The 19,663-nt window shown below is 41.0% G+C and carries 19 protein-coding genes and 1 pseudogene; 13 read left to right on the top strand and 7 right to left on the bottom strand.

Features of this window, described 5'->3' with window-relative positions; genetic code table 11:
* Window positions 1–31: 31 nt before the first annotated feature.
* Window positions 32–1,270 (bottom strand): S-adenosylmethionine:tRNA ribosyltransferase-isomerase, encoded by a 1,239-nt coding sequence (locus tag IPJ86_07320; protein MBK7887101.1) that lies wholly within the window; start codon window positions 1,268–1,270, stop codon window positions 32–34.
* Between the two features lie 203 nt (window positions 1,271–1,473).
* On the opposite strand from IPJ86_07320, the gene IPJ86_07315 reads away from it, so the two are divergent.
* Complete coding sequence (locus IPJ86_07315; protein ID MBK7887100.1) at window positions 1,474–2,031, top strand: hypothetical protein; 558 nt, start codon at window positions 1,474–1,476, stop codon at window positions 2,029–2,031.
* Between the two features lie 428 nt (window positions 2,032–2,459).
* Here IPJ86_07315 and IPJ86_07310 read toward each other — a convergent pair whose 3' ends face one another.
* Window positions 2,460–2,651, bottom strand: coding sequence for a hypothetical protein (locus IPJ86_07310; protein MBK7887099.1), 192 nt, complete (start codon window positions 2,649–2,651; stop codon window positions 2,460–2,462).
* A 532-nt stretch (window positions 2,652–3,183) separates the two neighbouring features.
* On the opposite strand from IPJ86_07310, the gene IPJ86_07305 reads away from it, so the two are divergent.
* The 8 genes from IPJ86_07305 to IPJ86_07270 all read left to right on the top strand — a co-directional run bounded on the left by IPJ86_07305 (window position 3,184) and on the right by IPJ86_07270 (window position 11,821).
* On the top strand, window positions 3,184–3,858 hold the full coding sequence (locus IPJ86_07305) for a hypothetical protein (protein ID MBK7887098.1): 675 nt from the start codon (window positions 3,184–3,186) through the stop codon (window positions 3,856–3,858).
* Between the two features lie 18 nt (window positions 3,859–3,876).
* On the top strand, window positions 3,877–4,434 hold the full coding sequence (locus IPJ86_07300) for a hypothetical protein (protein MBK7887097.1): 558 nt from the start codon (window positions 3,877–3,879) through the stop codon (window positions 4,432–4,434).
* Between the two features lie 48 nt (window positions 4,435–4,482).
* Complete coding sequence (locus IPJ86_07295) at window positions 4,483–5,217, top strand: hypothetical protein (protein MBK7887096.1); 735 nt, start codon at window positions 4,483–4,485, stop codon at window positions 5,215–5,217.
* A 145-nt stretch (window positions 5,218–5,362) separates the two neighbouring features.
* Window positions 5,363–5,596, top strand: coding sequence for a hypothetical protein (locus IPJ86_07290; protein ID MBK7887095.1), 234 nt, complete (start codon window positions 5,363–5,365; stop codon window positions 5,594–5,596).
* Between the two features lie 25 nt (window positions 5,597–5,621).
* Entirely contained in the window at window positions 5,622–7,376 is a 1,755-nt protein-coding gene (locus tag IPJ86_07285) for a T9SS type A sorting domain-containing protein (protein ID MBK7887094.1), read from the top strand.
* A gap of 106 nt (window positions 7,377–7,482) precedes the next feature.
* Window positions 7,483–8,265, top strand: coding sequence for a hypothetical protein (locus IPJ86_07280; protein ID MBK7887093.1), 783 nt, complete (start codon window positions 7,483–7,485; stop codon window positions 8,263–8,265).
* Window positions 8,252–8,974: a hypothetical protein gene (locus IPJ86_07275; protein MBK7887092.1), complete on the top strand. Its 723-nt coding sequence runs from the start codon at window positions 8,252–8,254 to the stop codon at window positions 8,972–8,974. The genes IPJ86_07280 and IPJ86_07275 overlap by 14 nt, the downstream gene beginning before the upstream one ends.
* Before the next feature lie 531 nt (window positions 8,975–9,505).
* Window positions 9,506–11,821, top strand: coding sequence for a T9SS type A sorting domain-containing protein (locus IPJ86_07270; protein MBK7887091.1), 2,316 nt, complete (start codon window positions 9,506–9,508; stop codon window positions 11,819–11,821).
* A 4-nt stretch (window positions 11,822–11,825) separates the two neighbouring features.
* Here IPJ86_07270 and IPJ86_07265 read toward each other — a convergent pair.
* A pseudogene (locus tag IPJ86_07265) lies at window positions 11,826–12,431 on the bottom strand (ribonuclease HII).
* Between the two features lie 58 nt (window positions 12,432–12,489).
* Between IPJ86_07265 and IPJ86_07260 the strand changes: the two are divergent.
* The 4 genes from IPJ86_07260 to IPJ86_07245 are packed head-to-tail and all read left to right on the top strand — an operon-like array spanning window position 12,490 to window position 16,096.
* Window positions 12,490–13,935: a polysaccharide biosynthesis protein gene (locus IPJ86_07260; protein ID MBK7887090.1), complete on the top strand. Its 1,446-nt coding sequence runs from the start codon at window positions 12,490–12,492 to the stop codon at window positions 13,933–13,935.
* Window positions 13,936–13,993: 58 nt separating this feature from the next.
* Window positions 13,994–14,983 (top strand): hypothetical protein, encoded by a 990-nt coding sequence (locus IPJ86_07255; GenBank protein ID MBK7887089.1) that lies wholly within the window; start codon window positions 13,994–13,996, stop codon window positions 14,981–14,983.
* Window positions 14,984–14,988: 5 nt separating this feature from the next.
* Window positions 14,989–15,762, top strand: coding sequence for a hypothetical protein (locus tag IPJ86_07250; GenBank protein ID MBK7887088.1), 774 nt, complete (start codon window positions 14,989–14,991; stop codon window positions 15,760–15,762).
* Complete coding sequence (locus IPJ86_07245) at window positions 15,743–16,096, top strand: O-antigen ligase family protein (protein MBK7887087.1); 354 nt, start codon at window positions 15,743–15,745, stop codon at window positions 16,094–16,096. Before IPJ86_07250 ends, IPJ86_07245 begins: the two co-directional genes overlap by 20 nt.
* 178 nt (window positions 16,097–16,274) lie before the next feature.
* On the opposite strand, the gene IPJ86_07240 is transcribed toward IPJ86_07245, so the two are convergent.
* The 4 genes from IPJ86_07240 to IPJ86_07225 all read right to left on the bottom strand — a co-directional run bounded on the left by IPJ86_07240 (window position 16,275) and on the right by IPJ86_07225 (window position 19,582).
* The gene (locus IPJ86_07240) at window positions 16,275–16,976 is read right to left on the bottom strand and encodes a SpoIIE family protein phosphatase (GenBank protein ID MBK7887086.1); all 702 of its coding nucleotides are present in this window, start codon (window positions 16,974–16,976) and stop codon (window positions 16,275–16,277) included.
* Window positions 16,977–17,046: 70 nt separating this feature from the next.
* On the bottom strand, window positions 17,047–17,514 hold the full coding sequence (locus IPJ86_07235; GenBank protein ID MBK7887085.1) for a hypothetical protein: 468 nt from the start codon (window positions 17,512–17,514) through the stop codon (window positions 17,047–17,049).
* Window positions 17,515–17,525: 11 nt separating this feature from the next.
* Entirely contained in the window at window positions 17,526–18,455 is a 930-nt protein-coding gene (locus IPJ86_07230) for a UDP-3-O-(3-hydroxymyristoyl)glucosamine N-acyltransferase (GenBank protein ID MBK7887084.1), read from the bottom strand.
* 416 nt (window positions 18,456–18,871) lie between these two features.
* Window positions 18,872–19,582, bottom strand: coding sequence for a DUF4397 domain-containing protein (locus IPJ86_07225; protein MBK7887083.1), 711 nt, complete (start codon window positions 19,580–19,582; stop codon window positions 18,872–18,874).
* Window positions 19,583–19,663 lie beyond the last annotated feature (81 nt).

Below are 19,663 nucleotides of genomic sequence, written 5' to 3'. Positions count from 1 at the left end.
CTAAATTTTATCAGTTCCATCTATTAGCCCATTAAGAAGTTTCCGTTTTGAATAAGAGGCATGCATCACCGTAGCTTAAAAATCGGAAATCGTTTTCAAGCGCAAAATCGTAAATCTCCTTCCACCTCTCTCCTATCAACGCAGCCACCAGTAATAACAAAGTACTATTCGGTTGATGAAAATTCGTAATCAGAGCATCGACTATCTTAAATTTATATCCCGGAGCAATTATTAACTGCGTGTAGCCGGTGATTTCTTCGAGTCCCAGGGCCTCCATCCATTTTAGAAGTGCATCCAAAACAGTTCTACATTCAGGGAGGGAAGCATCCTGAAATTGATAAGGCATCCATTGATCTATATGAAAGGGGTGCTCTGTTTCTTTATTACCCAAAATTTTTACTCCCAACCAATACAAACTCTCGAGTGTTCTTGCAGAAGTAGTTCCAACTGCAATAACCGGAAACTCTCCCTTCTTCAACAGTAAACTTTGCAGGACTGATTTCCTCACCACAATACGCTCTGCATGCATCTTGTGTTCCTCCAAAGTATCACTGCTCACCGGACGAAAAGTCCCTGCCCCTACATGTAAGGTCACTTTTTCTTGTGCGATTCCACTTTGCATAAGTGTAGTCAAAAGATCCGTACTAAAATGCAGGCCGGCGGTAGGAGCTGCCACCGAGCCCTCCTGTGAAGCATAAACAGTATTGTAACCGGATTCATCTTCCGGCTCTGATTCCCGCTTTAAATACGGAGGAATAGGTAGTTCACCGGCTTGCTCTAAAATTTCAGAAAAAGTATACGATGCATTATTCCAGGAGATCGCAATGATAAAATCCCTTTCGTCCTGACGCAGTTTTTCAAATGTAATTTCAACAGTGCCATACTTACCCTTTATGGACTTGTGCAGCGGGCCTTCCTTCCATTTTCTGGCATTGCCGATCATACACTTCCAGAGCAGCGGACCCTTAGAACGAAAAACTTCTTCGACAGCTAGTTCACCTACGGGTTCAAGACAAAAACATTCAATGGTATGGTTACCTGCAGACTTTAATTTGATCCTGGCATGGATCACTTTGGTATCATTAAAAACCAGCAATGAGTTGTTTGGTAAAAATTCGGCGACATTTTTATAGATAGATTTTCTAATGATTCCGGACTTATAAACCAGTAAAAGTGAAGAGGATCTGTCCGCAAGGGGATAAGCAGCTATCCTATGTTCAGGTAAAACATAGCTGAAGTCTTGTATTTTCAATCGTTGCGGGCCGGTCATGCTATCTTCAGATTGTTATTGATAATCAACAGGTAACAGTTAATGTTCAGAAATTCCAATAACAGCGCATAATTAAGAAAAAACGGGATGATTCTCATAAAATTCAAATATTTCAAATTTATGACAAACTAAAACACCCCGGAAGATGTTATCTCAATTATCAATAAAAGGGGAACCTAAAATTTAACTAATTAAAACCAACAATGAAAAAACCATTTCTAAAAAAAATCGGATCGGTGTTAACCACACTGATGCTGTTCGTGCTAATGCTTCCGGGAAGCATTCTAGCACAAAATTATTGTAATTCGAGGGGCGTCAATTCTTCTTTCAGAAAACTCTGGATAGAAAAATTTGATTTGGGTACTATTTCCAACACCAGTGGAAACAACAATGGCTATGCAAATTTCACAACGCAATCTGCGACGGTTGCTGCGGGTGGTACTTTATCTTATACTATTGTAACAGATCGTGTACTGCTAAAAAACCTGTTCTTCACAAGAATATTTGCAGATTTAAACAATGACAATGATTTTAATGACTCGGGTGAGACATTAGTGCAAGATACTTCTTATGTATCATTGTCCGGTTCGTTTACTATTCCTTCGAATACCGTGGCTGGAAATGTGCGATTGAGAGTCACTGTAAAACGTCTGGGTTATGCTCCTGATTGCGGGGCTTATTTCCTTGGTGAAACAGAAGATTATACATTAAATGTCACTTCAAATGTATGTCCTGCTGATGCGCATAGGCGTCAAGCTTAAGCAGCGCATTTTTCATATTTTTCCATTGTATTTATCCTCGTTTCTTTTCTCGTAACAATATTTCTCTAATTGCATTTTAATCTTTCGTCGTTTTCGGATGTTAAAGATTGAATGGAGATGTTGGGAGAAGAACTTGCCAATTTCATAAGGCTAAAATAGCGTTCCTCCTTCTTTCAGTTTATTCTCATTCGTGTAATGGTTCATCCAATAATTTGAAAAATGATTATCTGTAGAAGCATTAAATATATAACACATGTAATGCGATATGGATTTTTACATTCATTCGGGTTATTTCTTCTAGAGAAAAAATGACTTTTCCACGTTTGAATGTTTCTATTCTCCATCTTAGACTATACTTCTCTCTCTCTTTCTTGAACTATTTCAGCAGGCACGTTTGAAGCAAATGGTACCTTAACTGATTGTAATATTCAAGACTGTGATTCATTCTTTTGTCTCTGTTTTCCTCCTTTCCTTCTTCTTTCATTTGCCTTGTCTTTGAGCAGTGCCGTAACAACCATTCTCATTTCAATTGTTCTGTCTTTCCCACAATACATATCCATCAAACCAGCCCTTTTCCCAAGGAGTTTCTTAAAGTCAACTCCTTTCCTGATTTTCATCATAAATTTTTGTGCCGAATTTTTCTGGATATTAAATACGCCATTTGAAATGAGCCTTTGAACCGATATTACTTGAAAACCAAGATCGCGTAAATCAAATCACCTGGCTTTGAAGTAGGAGAGGACATTGGGTGAAAGACTTTGGTCATTATTAGCAAAACTGTGGATGTCAAGAAATGAAAAATTGTTTTTGTAAAGTTGTATAAAGCATGAATTTTTGCCACAGATTTCTTTTCTCCCCTTGAAACATTCCCTGGAAAATATTTTGCCAATTTAACTGGTAAATTAGTAGCTGTGCAGTCATCATAAATATGGCTTTGAATTTCTCCGAGATAATATTAATCTCTTCATTGGACTGAATTTAGGGTGGAGGCTAGCTTTTCTTCAAAATTAGTTTTAACATGTTCTCTGTTTTGTAGTTCGTCCGCTCCTCAACTGTGCTTAGTTAAGCTAATACCATTTATTACAGCTATTTCTGAAGCCCAACTGTCCTGCTGATGCGGGAACCATTTCAGCAAACTTCACTTCAGCATGTGTGAAAGGTGGTTCTACTACTATCGCTGCAACTCCCAATGGAAATGCAGTTGTTCCACAAGGCTTTCAAACTATTTATGTCCTTACAAAGGGAGCAGGGCTTGTCATCGAGCAGGTAAACTCACTTCCATCCTTCACCGTTTCAGCAGGAGGTATTTACACTATTCATACATTGGTGTATGACCCTTCGACCTTAAACCTTGGAATTGTTGTTCCGGGTACTACTACAGGTTTTGATGTAAACGCACTGTTGATTCAGGGTGGCGGTTCAATTTGCGCCTCACTTGATGTAACAGGTGCTCCGGTTATTGTGAATGATCCTGATGCAGGAACCCTTACTGCCGTGAACGCTACTATCTGCGGAACAGGCGGTACGCTGACTGCTACTCCTGACAGCAACATCAATGTGCCTGCAGGATACAGTGTAATTTATGTACTGACTTCAGGTACAGGTCTGGTGATTCAGCAGGTAAATGCTACTCCAACTTTCACTGTAACAACTGGTGGTCTTTATGCTATTCATACTCTGGTTTACGATTCAACTCTTGATTTGAGCATCGTTGTTCCGGGTACTACTACAGGTTTTGATGTAAACGGATTATTGGTACAAGGTGGTGGATCTATCTGCGCGCTCTTTAGATGTAGCCGGTGCACAATTCAATGTAACCAATCCTGATGCAGGAACCCTACTGCCGTGAACGCTACTATTTGCGGAACAGGCGGTACGACTTCTGCTACTCCTGACAGCAACATCAACGTTCCTGCAGGATACAGTGTCATTTATGTACTGACTTCAGGTACAGGTTTAGTGATTCAGCAAGTAAATGCTACTCCAACTTTCACTGTAACAAGTGGTGGTCTATATACTATTCATACTCTGGTTTACGATTCAACTCTTGATTTGAGCATCGTTGTTCCGGGTACTACTACAGGTTTTGATGTGAACGGATTATTGGTACAAGGCGGTGGATCTATCTGCGCTTTAGATGTAGCCGGTGCACAATTCAATGTAACTAATCCTGATGCAGGAACCCTTACTGCCGTGAACGCTACTATCTGCGGAACAGGCGGTACGCTGACTGCTACTCCTGACAGCAACATCAATGTGCCTGCAGGATACAGTGTAATTTATGTACTGACTTCAGGTACAGGTCTGGTGATTCAGCAGGTAAATGCTACTCCAACTTCACTGGAACAACTGGTGGTCTTTATGCTATTCATACTCTGGTTTACGATTCAACTCTTGATTTGAGCATCGTTGTTCCGGGTACTACTACAGGTTTTGATGTAAACGGGATTATTGGTACAAGGTGGTGGATCTATCTGCGCGTCTTTAGACGTAGCCGGTGCACAGTTCAATGTAACTAATCCTGATGCAGGAACCCTTACTGCCGTGAACGCTACTATTTGCGGAACAGGCGGTACATTAACTGCTACTCCTGACAGCAACATCAATGTGCCTGCAGGATACAGTGTAATTTATGTACTGACTTCAGGTACAGGTCTGGTGATTCAGCAGGTAAATGCTACTCCAACTTTCACTGTAACAACTGGTGGTCTTTATACTATTCATACTCTGGTTTACGATTCAACTCTTGATTTGAGCATCGTTGTTCCGGGTACTACTACAGGATTTGATGTGAACGGATTATTGGTACAAGGCGGTGGATCTATCTGCGCGTCTTTAGATGTAGCCGGTGCACAGTTCAATGTAACCAATCCTGATGCAGGAACCCTTACTGCGGTTAATGCTACTATCTGCGGAACAGGTGGCACGCTGACTGCAACGCCTGATGGAAACATCAACGTTCCTGCAGGATACAGTGTAATTTATGTGTTGACTTCAGGTACAGGTCTGGTGATTGAGCAGGTAAATGCTACTCCATCTTTCACTGTAACAAGTGGTGGTCTATATACTATTCATACTCTGGTTTACGATTCAACTCTTGATTTGAGCATCGTTGTTCCGGGTACTACAGGTTTTGATGTGAACGGATTATTGGTTCAAGGTGGTGGATCTATCTGCGCCCTTTAGATGTAGCGTGTGCACAGTTCAATGTAATTAATCCTGATGCAGGAACCCTTACTGCGGTGAACGCTACTGATTTGCGGAACAGGCGGAACATGAACTGCTACTCCTGACAGCAACATCAACGCCTGCAGGATGCAGTGTCATTTATGTGTTGACTTCAGGTACAGGTCTGGTGATTCAGCAGGTAAATGCTACTCCAACTTTCACTGTAACAACTGGTGGTCTTTATACTATTCATACTCTGGTTTACGATTCCACTCTTGATTTGAGCATCGTTGTTCCGGGTACTACTACAGGATTTGATGTAAACGGATTATTGGTACAAGGTGGTGGATCTATCTGCGCGTCTTTAGACGTAGCCGGTACAGTTCAATGTAACTAATCCTGATGCAGGAACCCTTACTGCCGTGAACGCTACTATTTGCGGAACAGGCGGTACGCTGACTGCAACGCCTGATGGCAACATCAATGTTCCTGCAGGATACAGTGTAATTTATGTACTGACTTGTACAGGTCTGGTGATTGAGCAGGTAAATGCTACTCCATCTTTCACTGTAACAAGTGGTGGTCTTTATACTATTCATACTCTGGTTTACGATTCAACTCTTGATTTGAGCATCGTTGTTCCGGGTACTACTACAGGTTTTGATGTGAACGGATTATTGGTACAAGGCGGTGGATCTATCTGCGCGTCTTTAGATGTAGCCGGTGCACAATTCAATGTAACTAATCCTGATGCAGGAACCCTTACTGCCGTGAACGCTACTATCTGCGGAACAGGCGGTACGCTGACTGCTACTCCTGACGGCAACATCAACGTGCCTGCAGGATACCGTGTTATTTATGTACTGACTTCAGGTACAGGTCTGGTGATTGAGCAGGTAAATGCTACTCCATCTTTCACTGTAACAAGTGGTGGTCTCTACACTATTCATACCCTGGTTTACGATTCCACTCTTGATTTGAGCATCGTTGTTCCGGGTACTACTACAGGTTTTGATGTGAACGGATTATTGGTACAAGGTGGTGGATCTATCTGCGCGTCTTTAGATGTAGCCGGTGCACAATTCAATGTAACTAATCCTGATGCAGGAACGCTTACTGCCGTGAACGCTACTATTTGCGGAACGGGTGGTACGCTGACTGCAACGCCTGATGGAAACATCAACGTTCCTGCAGGATACAGTGTAATTTATGTGTTGACTTCAGGTACAGGTCTGGTGATTGAGCAGGTAAATGCTACTCCATCTTTCACTGTAACAAGTGGTGGTCTCTATACTATTCATACTCTGGTTTACGATTCAACTCTTGATTTGAGCATCGTTGTTCCGGGTACTACTACAGGTTTTGATGTGAACGGATTATTGGTACAAGGCGGCGGATCTATCTGCGCGTCTTTAGATGTAGCCGGTGCACAATTCAATGTTGCAAGTCCTGATGCAGGAGATATTAATCCTGATCAATTCCTGAATTGCCTGGATAATGGCAGTGCTACATTGACTGGTAATCCACAAGGAAATATCAATGTACCTGCAGGATATCAGGTGATTTATGTACTTACAAGAGGACAAGGCTTAGTTATTCAGCAAGCAGGTCCTAACCCACAATTCACCGTTACGCAAACCGGTCTTTACAGAATTCACACACTGGTTTACGATCCCGCAACATTAAACCTGAGCATAGTCGTACCTGGTGTAACCACTGGATTTGATGTCAACGGATTACTGGTACAAGGTGGTGGATCTATCTGTGCATCATTAGATGTTCAAGGCGCTCCATTCCTGGTGTTCGGATCATTTATCTGCAATTTATTTGGAATCAACAACAGCATTATCGATTTGCCAATGAGCGAATCTGAAATGACTGAAGAGTCTATTCGTCTTGCAGAAAACAGCATGGAAGGTGGAATTCTCATCAGCAATGTTTATCCAAACCCTGCTTCCGCAGAAGTCAATCTTCAATATGTTACTTCAGAAAACGGAATCAGTACTATCAGCATCATGAACATGATGGGCCAAACAATCATCAACGAGCGATTCGAAGATATTGCAGGCATTAGCTTGAGAACGATCAATACTTCAGCACTGGAAAGTGGCAATTACCTGATTCGCATAGAAAATAATGGTAAGATTCAATCTGCAGGAATTAACATAGTTCGCTAATTATTAAGTAATTACAAATGGAAAAAGGCTGCTTTGGCAGCCTTTTTCCATTTTATACCTTTTGTTAAAATGATAATGTACTTTTGACCTAACAAGTCTTCAAGATATGACACTTCCAATCAAAAAATTCGCAGTACTACTTTTTCTTATTTTCTCTACGGTTCCAACTGTTTATTCACAGCAGGGGTTTGTAGAACTCAGAAAAGAGATCACCTGTTTCGACAACACCCGTTGCATCAGTCAGGAATTTAATATCAGTATTCCTTATTTCGACTTACCGGAAAAAGGCGCCATCATAAAACAGATAAATGACAGTCTTTATAAAATAGCGGCGGCTGTTTTAGTGGACATGAACAAAGAAGTGCAGTTTCAGCCAAAAAATTGGGCCACAGATAAAATCGGAATTGATTCCTGCGTAAGTGGTATTAACATCACTGAAGCAAGAGATCTTTACTATTCTGTCTTTTACAATGAAAACAACTTGTTAAGTTTTATCATCCGCAACGACTGGATAGTTGAAAAGCAGATGATACTTAAAAGTGATTTTGTAACTGCTGAACAACAATTGGTTTATTGCTTCAGCATTGATCTCGAAAGCGATAAAATTATTGATGTAAACACCCTATTTAAGGCGGAAGACCGCCCGAAAATAATAGACATGATTCGTACAGAATACGAATTAGAGTACGAAGAAGAAATGACAAAGGCCGGTGACCGGTTGCGCTATTGCGGTTTGCTTTTAACACCACTCAAATTGGTAGCTGCTTACACCATGCTGTTGCCGGAGGATGAATCTGAAGTCAGAACCATTGAGCTTCCTTTGAATGAAGTTTATGATTTTATGCAAACGAAATATCAGCAAGTATTTAAACCGGATGTTAAAGAATAAACGAAAAAAGCATTTCCTGTTTTTCAAAGTTCTGTTTTTATATACCATTATCACTGCCGGTAATGCCAGCGGACAGTATGTTATAACCACTTTGCGGTGTGACAGCACCGTTACCAACTGTGATACTATTAGTACAGAATTTTACAACGCTCAAAAAAAACTAGAAAAGAAATGGAAAAACGGTAATCCTTCCAGTTCCGTCGAATACATCTATAGTGAACAAGGTGTACTCTACCGGAAAATTCACAGAAATCATCTGGGGGAAATTCAAAAAACCAACCGGATCTATTCTGATAGCAGTGGGAGCTGGCATACTGACAGCCTTATCGACAAGAACGGTACTTTACTATTTGTTTTTCGACGTACACCTACTGAGCAAGAAAATAAATTTCAGGTCGAATGGTTTTATAAAAATGATACCAAAGCCAGCTCACGACAACTGATCCAATACGATTCTCTGGGAAATGAATGGAGCAATTCCACTTGTTACACCAATGACAATTGTGTCACCTATCGCTTTATTTATTCCGGGACACGGAAAATAAAATCAGAAATGTGGGTATTAGAGGGCACTTCCTCTTCACCTGTTTTAAAAGAAACCGAAGAATATTTTTATGCAGAAGATGATTTAGCAATAGGATCTGTAAGGTTCGCAGAGCCGGAACATATTTGCACTTCGAGATTTAAGTACATTATAAGTAGAAGGTAAGTTTAAGGTTTAAGGTTTAAGGTTTAAGGTTTAAGGTTTAAGGTTTAAGGTTTAAGGTTTAAGGTTTAAGGTTTAAGGTTTAAGGTTTAAGGTTTAAGGTTTAAGGTTTAAGGTTTAAGGTTTACCATGAAGCGTATCGCTTTCGCGATTCTGCTTCATGGTTTTCACTCGCCACGTGTCCACGGGCGATGTGATCCCGTAAACCCTTGTGTTGACGGGAAAGGTTTACCATGAAGCGTATCGCTTTTCGCGATTCTGCTTCATGGTTGTCAGCTTTGTAATCCTCAATATTCAACCCCGTTGGGGTTGGGGGGGCGTTGGGCTGCTAACCCTGGATTGCATCCGGAGTTGGCGATGTTGAACCCTTTCAGGGTTCCGGAGAAAGAACCTGCAGATGAGCGTTCCTTCAAGCGAGTACAGATGAGCGTTCCCCCAAGCGAAGCGAAAAAACCACCCAGAAAATACCGCTATTAACCAATTTTACTTTGTATTTGCTCCTAGTCAGATTAGCTTTACCTCAAATTCTAAAAAATGAAAAGAAAACTACTCCTCCTTACATTACTTTGTTCACAAATCGGTTTTTCACAAATAACCATAACCTCTTCTGACATGCCTTCAGCGGGTGATACTGCCCGAAGGACGCAGGCACCTATTCAATTAGGACTTAATTATCAAGCTACCGGGGCAAATCACACCTGGAATTTCACTAATTTAAGATATCAGGCTCAACAAGTAGACACCTTCCTTTCTGTATCTTCCACCAACTTCCTCTATGCCCTTTTCTTTTCCAATCTGCCTTTTAATTCCAATCGCGCAAATGTAGCTACTAACGGTCAGGCCTTTCCTACCAACCCATTCATTACCATTACAGATCCATACAACTTTTACTACCGTTCTTCTACTGACTATCGCCAGGTAGGTTTAGGAGCCAGCTTCCAGGGAATTCCACTACCGGTAGCGTATACCCTTAAAGATAAAATCTATGAATTTCCGCTCAATTATGGAGATGTCGATACATCTGTTTCTGCATGGAATGTTGCATTGCCAAGTTTAATTTATTACGGATCAAATCAAACACGAATTAATGAAGTTGACGGATGGGGAACATTAAACACCCCTTATGGAACTTATCAGGCTTTAAGAGTTAAAACTACACTTATCGCTTCCGACACCATTTCCATAGACACCTTAAATCTGGGATTAAACATTGACCGCCCGCTTACCAGAGAGTATAAATGGTTGGCAAATGGTGATATCGTTCCTGTACTACAAATCACCACCACAGAAATTTTCGGAATTGAAATTGTAAATTCCATTCTATTCAGAGATGTGGTTCCGAATGTTACACCGGGAATACTGCCAACTGCTATCTGTGCAGGCTCAACTTTACAACTCCCGTTCACTGAACAGGGGACTTTCAATGCCGGTGCTTTATTCAGTGCAGGAAATAAATTTACTGCTCAATTATCCGATGCTTCCGGAGATTTTAGCAATGCCGTAAATATTGGCGATACCACCAGCAACCAATCCGGAAATTTCTCCGTAGTGATTCCTGCCAATACTCCTGCAGGTAACGGCTACCGTATACGCATTACTTCAAGCAACCCTGCAGTAACAGGTGCTGATAATGGTATAGATATCCGAATTGACAATGGCTTACCTGCTGCAAGTACCATCCAGTCCAATGGCTCCACTTCGCTTTGCATTGGAGATAGTCTTGAACTTGCCGGATCTGCAGTGACGGATGCAGTATATCAATGGACGCTGAATAATACAGCACTCAGTGGAGAAACAGCATTGAACCTGTATGCAGTTTCCGGAGGTGATTATATTCTTCAAACAATAAATAGTTGCGGAGCGACATCCTCTAATTTAATTTCTATTACCCTTGATAGTCTCCCCGTTGCTGCAAGTATCACTGCTGCCGGAAATACTACATTCTGTACAGGTGATTCTGTGGTACTTAATGGAAGTGTTCTGAATGGAGTTCAATTCCAATGGGCTGTAAATGGTATTGATATCTCCGGAGCTAGTACTCTTGATTTAACCGTAAATCAAGCCGGAAATTACACGTTGAACACCATCAATAATTGCGGTGCAACTTCTTCCAATAGTATCACGGTAACGGTAGATTCGATTCCGCTTGCTTCTGCTGTAACCGCTCTTGCCGGTACCATATTCTGTGCAGGTGATTCCTTGTTATTAAATGGCAGCACTATCAATGGGGCCGCTTATCAATGGCAACAAAACGGCAATGATATTACCGGCGCCACCGCTGTAGATTTGTATGTGAATCAGTCGGGGATTTACTCGCTAAATACCATTAACAATTGCGGTGTGAGCACCTCCAACTCGCTTCAGGTTACGGCTGAGCCACTCCCTCCTACTCCTGTAATCCTTTCCTCTAACGACACTCTATTTACAGCAGGTGGCTATAGTTATGCCTGGTATTTTAACGGCACTCTTATTCAGGGAGCCATTGATTCTGTTCTCATAGCAACAACTACCGGCGTATATACAGTGGTGATAACTTCGGCTAATTCGTGCAGTTCAACCTCACTGCCTTTCAACTTTGTGGCCTCAGGAATAAACACTGTACCCGTGCTCAGCTTACTGAACCTATATCCGAATCCTGCTCAGGAATTATTGAATGTAGAAGTAAAAGAAAGCGGTTCTTATACTGTTGAAATTATTGCTGCGGATGGAAAACTAGTGATGAGTCAACTGCAGATGCTGGATCAACGTGCTGTAATAACGCTATCCTCCACCATTGAAAATGGAACCTATCTTATCCGTATCAGCAATGAAAAATATGTGTATCAGCAACCGTTTATTCTGAATAGATAATCACTCAGAACAACGATAGCTGCAATTCCTTCAATTGAAAGGAACGGCGATGATGTGGTGAATAACCATAGGTTCTAATGGCCTGCACATGGGTTTCGGTGCCATACGCCTTATTCTTATCCCAGGCATATTGAGGAAACTCCCGATGAAGGGATTTCATATAGGTATCGCGATGTGTTTTGGCCAGAATGGATGCAGCAGCAATGGAGAGGTAAGTCCCATCTCCTTTTACCATGCATTTATGTGGTATATGATGGTATTTGGGAAAACGATTTCCATCAATTAGTAAAAACTCTGGCTCCGTTTTCAGTTGGCGAATCGCATCATGCATGGCCTTGAAGGTTGCATTAAGAATATTGATGCGATCTATTTCATCTGCTGAGATCATTGCCACCGACCATGCCATGGCATCCCTCTCTATCAATTGGCGGAGTTTCTCACGAAGAGTACCGGGAAGCTTTTTTGAATCATTTAATACTTCGTACCAATCCAGCTTCAACTTAGGCGGTAGGATGACTGCTGCGGCAAAGACAGGTCAGGCCAGACATCCGCGGCCGGCTTCATCCACTCCTGCTTCCAGGACCTCTTCGTTGTAGGAAAGTTCAAGCATTCGGAATAAAATTCTTTGAGACCTCTAAATTGCTTTAAATTTGCCAGCCTGTCAAGCCATGCAGAAAAAATTTGTAACCAATCTGGCCTTTCTTCTTTTCCTGAATCTCCTGATCAAACCGTTCTGGATTCTGGGAATCGACCGTGCGGTACAAAATACTGTAGGCGCCTCATCATATGGTCTTTACGCTGCACTTTTCAATTTCTCTTTTCTTTTCAACATCTTACTGGATATTGGTATTACCAACTTCAACAACCGGAACATTTCTCAACACAATCACCTGTTGCAGAAACACTTATCCGGGATATTAACCCTTCGGTTATTACTGGCATTCGTCTATTTTTTATTCAGTTTGTCGATCGCTTATCTATTAGGATACCGGGGTGAACAATTATGGATTTTGCTGGTATTGCTTTTAAATCAGGCTTTAATTTCCTTTATCCTCTATCTCCGTTCCAATCTCGCGGGATTACATCTGTTCAAAATTGACAGTATGATTTCTGTCCTTGATCGGTTTATAATGATTTTACTCTGCAGTATTTTGCTTTGGGGTGGAATTAGCGAGAAAAAATTTCAGATTGAATGGTTCGTTTGGGCACAAACAATTGCGTATTTCATTACCGCCGTATTTACTTTCATGATTCTTGCATCGCGGGTAAAAACACTTTCAATTAAATGGGATCCGAAATTCTTCCTGATCATTCTAAAGAAAAGTTACCCCTTCGCTATCCTCATTCTCCTAATGACCTTTTACAACAGAATCGACTCGGTTATGATTGAAAGGATGCTGGTAAACGGTGCTGAACAGGCCGGCATTTATGCACAGGCCTATCGATTACTGGATGCAGCAAACATGATCGCCTACCTTTTTTCAGGTTTATTGCTCCCGATGTTTTCACATATGATTAAGCATAGAAAGCCAATAGAGGAATTAGCCGAACTATCCTTTTCATTCATTGTGATACCGGCCATCATGGTGATGACCTGCGGCGTTTTTTACAGTGAAGAATTAATGGGTTTGCTATATAGTGCACATGTAAAAGAATCGGCACATGTTTTTATGCTCATCATCAATTGCTTTTTGGCCATCAGTTCTGTCTACATCTTCGGGACACTTCTTACCGCCAATGGAAATCTGAAGCAACTGAATATGGTGGCATTGGGAGGAATGCTGATGAACATCATTATGAATTTAATTTTGATACCAAAATATCAGGCGACCGGGGCAGCTATTGCCAGTCTCGTCACACAATTTATCACAGCGGGTGCTCAAATTCTTTTAGCCCATCATATTTTTAAGTTCAGGATACGATGGATGCTTGCGGTTCGCTATTTCACGTTTATACTTCTTGCTTTCAGCTTGTTTTGGTTTACCACTCAATTTTCCACTTATTTTATATGGAGAGCCGGTTTTGGAATCGCTTCCTGCTTCCTTATTGCCTTACTTCTGAAGTTAATTCGACCATTGGAGTTGTTTCGGCTCATTAAATACGGTGATAATTAGTCACTTACCTTATATTTAAAGGTTTAAGCTATTTTTGCCAACCCAAATCGGTACACGAATGAACCAAAATCCAACAGCATCTGAAAAACTCGATGCAGTACGTTTGTTGAAATTTATTGTCAAGTGGAAAAAGCAATTGATTATTACAGGCATTGCCTCCATTATAGTTTCCTTTGTTTTTACGCTTCCGGTCATTATGACTCCTATGTTCAAGGCGACGACCGTGATATATCCTGTGAACCTGCAAACCTACTCTCAGGAAACAGCGACGGAACAAATGGTGCAACTGCTGCATTCAGAAGATGTAAAAGAAAAACTCATTTATGCATTTGACCTCTTTACACATTATGACATTGACAGCACCGGTAAATTCCCGCGTTTTGAAATCATGAAGAGGCTGGAAGAAAATATTTCTATTTCAAAAACCGAATTTGAATCCATTGAAATCAGTATTGTGAACAAAGACCCTAAGCTCGCTGCGAAGATGTGTGACTCCCTTTTATCATTTGTTGATCAAAAAGCGATCAGTCTGGTGAGAATTCGTGCGGCAGAGGTCGTACGTATTACGTATGATCAATTGATGGAGAAAAAACAGGAATTGGATTCGATGGAAAATGCGATGAAAAATATCCGCACACAATACGGTGTAACGGATTTTGAAAACATGGTAGAAGGATTTTCAAGAGAGTATTATCGATCAATGAGCAGCGGTGGAGTCAACAACCGAATGGAAACTGCTAAAAAGAATCTGGATGAAAAAGGTGGTGAATATGTATTTTTAAAGGAAATGCTTTGGAAAGTAAGAGGACAGTATTCAGATTACAAGTTCAAATATGAACAGGCTTTAACAGATACAAAAAAGCAAATGGAATTCCACAATACGATTTCAAAAGCTATACCACCTGAAAGGAAAGACTCTCCAAAGCGCTCTCTTATTATGCTCTTATTTACTGCAAGTATGATGATTGTTGCTTTATTGTACATCATCTATCAGGAACATTACAAGATCAGAATTGAAAAGGAAATAGTGGGAGCTGATAAATTCTGATCGTCTTGCGGGAAGGATTAAATATATTTCCGGATAAAACTCAAACCCGTTGGTTTTATATATTAACGGCCTTATTCGGCGTATTTCTTACCTACGGAATGCTGCAAGGAATGACATTCCTCGCCGGCCTCCCGGTCGTATTCTTTATTCTTATGCTCATGGTTTTCCGGCTGGACCTTGTGGTTTTTGCCGCAGTATTGATAACCCCTTTTTCAATAAATCTGGCCCAGACAAGTATAGGCATCGGCGTTAGTTTACCTTCTGAACCCCTCATGTTCGGACTTTTCGTCATATTTTGGTTGAAGGTCTTTTTAGACGGAGGGCTTGACTCCCGCATTTTAAAACATCCTGTTACCCTGGTTATTTTAATACATATGGCGTGGTATGTTTTAACAACATTGACCAGTTCTATGCCGACTGTTTCCTTTAAATCCACATTGGCACGCTTCTGTTATATCAGTGTATTTTACTTTATGTTACTCTATCTCTTTTCTAAAAAGGAAAATATCAAACGATTTATCTGGACCTACCTTATTCCGCTTTTGGCCGTTGTTGCCTATACTATTTTCACACATGCGCTGGAAGGATTCAGTGAAGATGCGGCACATACGGCCATGGTACCTTTTTACAATGACCATACAGCCTATGCAGCGGTATTGTCTTTCTTTATCCCTGTTGTGCTCGGTTTTGCCATTGATAAGGAAAGCAGCAAACGAAGCACGAACATTACTGGCCTTTCTATTCCGGACCCAAATAACCATGCAACTGGAGAGCAATGATCAGGTATCCTCTGATGATTACGCGTCTCATGTGCAATCCATCGGGAACATCTCCAGTGATGACTCTAACATAGAGCGATTAAACCGCTGGGCTTGTGCATTGCGCATGTTCCAGGACAGGCCTGTATTAGGATTTGGTCCGGGCACCTATATGTTCAAATATGGGTCCTACCAAAAATTCAGCGAACGTTCGGGAATCAGTACCAACTTTGCAGAGGGTGGCGGTTCACACAGTGAATACCTGGGTCCCCTTATCAGAGCAGGGCTTTATGGCTCCTTTGATCATTTTAGTATTGATAGGTGTCACCGTGCAAACCACCGCCAACTACATTAAGAAAACGACAAGTAGCAGCAATCGAATTCTGGCAAGAAGCGTTTTATTAGGCCTGGTCACCTATTGGGTTCACGGCATTCTCAATTATTTTCTGGATACGGAAAAGGCTTCAGTTCCCTATTGGGGATATATCGCCATTTTGGTGGCTTTACAAATTTTTCATCATCAAAAAGAGGAATCAACCCTCCAGACAACGAATGCTAAGTAGGGTAACATCATCAATAGCATTCAGATTTTTACGGTAATCATTATAGGCATCCAGGACTCTGAAGTGCATATCCTTCATGGTAAAAACGTCAGCATTGGATTTAATCATTTCCATGAGTACAGGCAATCCAAACTCAATACCTGATTCATTTTCCTGCTCTACAATTCCATCTGTATAACAAAATAAGATAGCGCCTTGTGGCAGATAGGCCATTCCCTCCTGAACAAATGGTAATTCTTCAAACATTCCCAGACCGGTAGTGCCCTTATCAAGAAGTGTGAACTCATCCTTATGAAAAATGAATGGTGGATTTTGTCCTGCATTCACATAATTCAGCGTATGTGCTTTAGTATTTAACACTGCAAAAAAAGCAGTAATAAATTTCTCTCCCTTAGCACTTTTGTTCACACTGTCATTCAAATCAATTACAAGGTTTTTCAGAGAAGAAAAGTGATGAGCCTTCGCATTCAGATTCGCCTGAAAATTCGACATCAGCAAGGCTGCTGAAATCCCTTTTCCGGACACATCTGCTATACAGATCAGCAGTTCATCTGCATTCAGCTGAATATAATCATAGTAATCGCCTCCAATCTGCTGATGGGGTAAATAAGTAGCAGCCAGATCTACTCTCTTATCATGAGGAAGGTGGGCAGGAAACAGCATCGACTGCATTCGTGCTGCCAGTTCCAGTTCCTTCTGCAGTTGGGCCTGACTGATTGTATCTTTCGTTAAACGCTTATTCTCAATCGCGACGACAATGATATTGGTGATCGTATGAATAAAAGGGTAATACTTCTTTCAGGTGATCAATTTCATCATGTTGCAAATCTCCAATGAAAGCATAGGCTAAGGCCCGATCATTATGGAAAACAGGGATGATACTTTCGAAGCCCTGCACCCAGTCCGGCATTTGGAGATTATTGAACTGAAGCTGGTTCAACTCTACGAACCTTTCTTCCATTTCCTCCATTAAAAAGCCATCCGGAACTCCATAGGCGAGCATCTTATACCACCTCTCATCGTGAATGTAAAGAATCAACCTTTTTACCTTGAGTTGATTCAACATCACATTCTCAAAAATCTCAAAAAGCTGCGCGGCCGGCATATTGTAATTAATCGCTTTCGTTATTTGCAAAAGCCAATGTAACTGCAACTTCTTCACATGCAATTCTGCATCATTCTTCTTCTCGCCTGACAGCATTTTTTGCATGTTCCTTCGTGTTATTTAATTTTCGAGAACAATTCCGGTAATCTTGAAACCAGGGCCATTTCCTTCATTTTTTCTCTGGCTTCCTTGGCCGGACTCCCAAAATAAACCAAACCACCCTTCAGTGATTTTGAAATTCCGGACTGTCCATACACGATGGCTCCCTTCCCGACTGTCAAATCTTTCTGACATCCTACCTGACCCCAGAAAATCACTTCGTCTTCTATATTCACACAACCTGCGATACCTACATGGGCAGCAAAAAGGCAATTCTTTCCGATCACAGTATCATGTCCTACATGAACATGATTGTCCAGTTTCGTGCCCTTCCCGATGATGGTATCGGAAGAAACACCTCTGTCAATGGTACAACAGGCACCTATTTCTACATGATCATGAATCACGACGCGGCCACAGGAATGCATCTTTTCATAAAATTCAGGACGGCGTTTAAAATAAAAAGCATCTGAACCAATGACGGTGTTTGCGTGAAGGATAACATTATCACCTATCACACTATGATCGTAAATAACCACCCCACTGTGAATGATACAATTTTTTCCAATAACTACTTCCGGTCCAATAGCCACATTTGGTTGAAGAATCGTTCCTTTTCCGATAGTTGCAGAAGGATCAATAGCTGCTGCTGAGGGGACAAAAGGCATGAATCTACGCGTAAGGTAAACATAATCGCGAAAAGGATCGTCCGTAAAGATCAATCCTTTTCCCTCGGGCGCTTCCACTTCCTTATTGATGAGAATAAAAGTTGCAGCAGAATTCAGGGCTTTATCGTAATACTTCGGATGATCCACAAAGGTAAGGTCACCGGCTTCCACACGATGTATTTCATTGATGCCGGTAACGAGGCCATCCGCATTACCAATTACTTTTCCATTGATGAGTTCATTAAGTTCCGATAGCTTAATGCCTGATTTTATTTTCATAGCTTTATCTTACAAAAGTAATTATTCTATACGCACCATAAATTAAAAGCTATAGTATCCGGAGGATTGATCCTTCGTCCGGGCAGATTTCAACATGCCAACACTACTATCTCCTTTAGTAATTATATGATATGCTGAAAAAACCTTGTAAAATGAAACAAAATAATGCAGCATATGCTCTTCGAACAGGAGAATTAATCGGTTAAAAGCCTTCAATTCATTGCTTAAGATCATGATGAAAATGCATTGCCGATTGCCGAAATCGCTGAAAAACAGGGGTTCCCACAGATATTTCTGGAAGCTATATTCCAAATTGAAAAAAAATGAAATTCGGGATTATCCTTTCTCCTACTTATTAATAACAAAAAAGGACCTGTCGTTATTCTGACAGATCCTTCTCTAATCAATATTTTTAATTAGTTGTTCACAATAATTTCAGCACCTAATGCCTGTACACCTGCTCCACCAACAAAACCTTTGGCGTAAACTGTATATATTTTACCTGCTGTCAGTGCGATTCCCGGAAGAGGAAGCACCACTGTTGAAGTTCCGGCAAGACGTGCTTCCAGATTATAGGTCATAGCATCCAGCGGAGTAAAAGCTGTGAATTCCTTAAAGCTGTTATTCCCAAAAACAACCGGACCACCGGTAACGGCAACATCTACAGCCGGAGCATCCGGTGAAAGATGGATGAAACGCACATGTGCTTTACCTGCAGCAGGAGCAGTAAGATCATCTTCAATGAACAATCCGCTTATTTTGCTAACGCTATCGATAGCAAATACACTATAATTTTTATTCTTTACGATAGGCAGACTGGCTTGTAATGCTGTAGTAGCTGTTCCGGCAACGTTTACTTTTAAGGTGCGTGTTCCGGAGGTTACAGAGAAATAAGCTGTGTTGTCAGTATAAACAACATCAGCGGTATTGATTTTAGTACCATCCAGTAACAGATCTACTGCCGGAGCATCAGGAGATGCATGAATCACCATTAAATTACCACTACCGATTGGTGCCGGTGTGCTATCATCATCATCATCTTTACATGAAGAAAATGTTAATACTGTACTTAAACCCAACATAAGGAGGGCCATAAATTTTAGGGAATAATTTGTTTTTGTTCTCATTTTTGAATAATATAGTTTTAAGTTTTAGAACATTTATAACAACCGGAACTTCAATAAAGTTTTTTTCATCTTCGAAATTCT

The organism is Bacteroidota bacterium (assembly GCA_016713925.1).
GTDB lineage: Bacteria > Bacteroidota > Bacteroidia > AKYH767-A > OLB10 > JAJTFW01.
The sequence above is the reverse complement of the archived record's forward strand: the minus strand, read 5'-3'. Positions and strand labels throughout refer to the sequence as shown.